The following is a 2,661-nucleotide window of genomic DNA, read 5'->3' on the forward strand; positions in this document are numbered from 1 at the left end:
GTTGATCGCCGGGAAGAGCAGCGAGCCCTCGGCCATCATCTCGTACAGGCGGTGGACACCGGTGGTGGTCTCCTCGGTGACACCGCGGACCTCGGCCGCCAGCGTCGTCCAGTCGATGTCGGTACGGCCCAGCAACGTCAGGATGTGCCCGTACTCCTCGTTGTCGGCCGTCGACGGGTCCGGTACGGTACCCGCCTTCTGGAACTCGACGCCCTTGTGGACCAGGAGGGTCGCGTCACCACCGTCGTCGAGGATCATGTTCGGGCCCGCGTGACCGGGCCAGGTCAGCGCCTGCTCCGTGCACCACCAGTACTCCTCCAGCGTCTCGCCCTTCCACGCGAACACCGGAATCCCGGCCGCCGCGATCGCCGCCGCCGCATGATCCTGAGTCGAGTAGATGTTGCACGACACCCACCGCACCTCGGCCCCCAACGCCACCAACGTCTCGATCAACACCGCCGTCTGCACCGTCATGTGCAACGAACCCATGATCCGAGCACCCGCCAACGGCTGCGCCCCGGCGTACTCACGCCGGATCGACATCAACCCCGGCATCTCGTGCTCGGCCAGCGTGATCTCCTTCCGCCCGAACGCGGCCAGGGAAGGATCGGCGACCTTGAAATCGGTGAAGCCCGACGGCGCCGTCGGCTCCGTGCTCTCCTGGATGTCAGTGGTGGGCTGCGGCTGCGAGGACATGCTGTGCGCTCCTTGATTCGAGTACGTTCCGGTGGATTTCAAGCGTCGCGGTGGAGCGGTTGAGAGTGATGTAGTGAAGTCCGGGTGCCCCCTCGGCCAGCAGCCGCTCCGCCATGGCGGTGGCGTACTCGACGCCGACGCGGTGCCCGGCGGCCGGGTCGTCGCGCACGGCGTCGAGGCGGTGGGCCAGGTCCTCGGGGAACGCGGCGTTGCTCAGCTCGGCGAAGCGTCGGATCTGACGCACGTCGGTCGCCGGCATGATCTCCGGGATGATGGGGGTGTCGCAGCCCGCGGCCACGACCCGGTCCCGCAGCCGCAGGTAGTCGTCGACGTCGAAGAACATCTGCGTGACCGCGTAGTCCGCGCCGGCCCGGCACTTGGCGACGAAGTGCCGGACGTCGCTCTCCCAGTCCGGTGAACGCGGGTGCCGTTCCGGGAACGCGGCGACGCCCACGCTGAAGGCCCCCGAGGCCCGGACCAGCGACACCAGCTCGTGGGCGTACCGCAAGCCCTCGGGGTGCGGGATCCATGGGGCGTTCGGATCACCCGGCGGGTCCCCGCGCAGTGCCAGCACGTCCCGTACGCCCGCATCGGCGTACTGGCCGATGATGTGGCGCAGCTCGGCGACGGAGTGACCGACGGCCGTCAGGTGGGCGACCGGCCGCAGGGTCGTCTCGGCGGCGATCCGCTTGGTCACCTCGACCGTACGGTCGCGGGAGGAGCCGCCGGCTCCGTACGTGACCGACACGAAGGACGGTGCGAGCGGCTCGATGCGGCGGATCGCGTCCCACAGCACCCGTTCGCCGGCATCGGTCTTCGGCGGGAAGAACTCGAAGGAGAACGACGGCGCTCCGCTCTCCAGTACGTCGCGCAGCGCGGTCATGTACGGCCTCCGGCATTGAAGTAACTGGCCTCGGGGTGGTGGATGACGATGGCGTCGGTGGACTGCTCGGGGTGGAGCTGGAACTCCTCCGAGAGGTGGACGCCGATCCGCTCCGGCCGCAACAGGTCGGCGATCTTCGCGCGGTCCTCCAGGTCGGGGCAGGCCGGGTAGCCCAGGGAGTACCGGCAGCCCTGGTACTCGGTACGGAACATGCCGTCCATGGCGGCCGGGTCCGACCCGGCGATCCCCAGATCGGAGCGGACGCGGGCATGCCAGTACTCGGCCAGTGCCTCGGCGAGCTGGACGGAGAGGCCGTGCAGCTCCATGTACTCGCGGTAGGCGTTCGCCTCGAACAGCTTGGCCGTGGCCTCACCGATCCGGGACCCGACGGTGACGACCTGAAGGCCGACCACATCGGTCTCCCCCGATTCCTCGGAACGGAAGAAGTCCGCGAGGCACAGGTACCGGCCTCGGGTCTGGCGCGGGAAGGTGAACCGGGTCCGCTCCGAGCCGTTCTCGTCGAGGAGGATCAGGTCGTCGCCCTTGGAGACGCACGGGAAGTAGCCGTGCACGACCGCGGCCTCCAGGAGGCTTTCGGTGTGCAGCTTCTCCAGCAGGCCGCGCAAGCGGGGACGGCCCTCGTTCTGCAGGAGCTCCTCGTACGAGGGGCCACCGCGCGCGGCTTTCAGTCCCCATTGGCCCTTGAACAGGGCGTTCTCGTCGAGCCAGGAGGCGTAGTCCTTGAGCGGGATGCCCTTGACGACGCGGGTACCCCAGAACGGCGGGGTGGGGACGGGGTTGTCGGCGGCCACGTCGGAACGGCTGACGCGCTCCCCCTCGCCGGGCTCCGGCTCGATGACGACCGTGGTCGCCCTGACGCGGCGTTGCTTGAGTTCGGGGAGGGTGGCGCCGGGGACGCCGCGTTTGACGGCGATGAGGGCGTCCATGAGGCGTAGGCCTTCGAAGGCGTCGCGGGCGTAGCGGACCTCGCCGGCGTAGATCTCGTGGAGGTCCTGTTCGACGTAGGCGCGGGTGAGGGCGGCGCCGCCGAGGATGACGGGGAAGCGTTCCGCGAGTCCTCG

General features: G+C 69.4%; 3 protein-coding genes. All 3 read right to left on the reverse strand.

Annotated features, from left to right (window positions below; translation table 11 throughout):
- Window positions 1–696: adenosylhomocysteinase (locus tag ACZ58N_RS38775; protein ID WP_471170361.1), on the reverse strand; the 696-nt coding region annotated here is incomplete at its 3' end.
- Window positions 668–1,579, reverse strand: a complete 912-nt coding sequence (gene metF / locus ACZ58N_RS38780; RefSeq protein ID WP_471170363.1) for a methylenetetrahydrofolate reductase [NAD(P)H] — start codon at window positions 1,577–1,579, stop codon at window positions 668–670. The genes ACZ58N_RS38775 and metF, both read right to left, overlap by 29 nt.
- On the reverse strand, window positions 1,576–2,661 hold a 1,086-nt coding region (locus ACZ58N_RS38785; RefSeq protein WP_471170366.1), incomplete at its 5' end, for a vitamin B12 dependent-methionine synthase activation domain-containing protein. The genes ACZ58N_RS38785 and metF, both read right to left, overlap by 4 nt.

Source organism: Streptomyces sp. NPDC040432 (genome assembly GCF_055595445.1).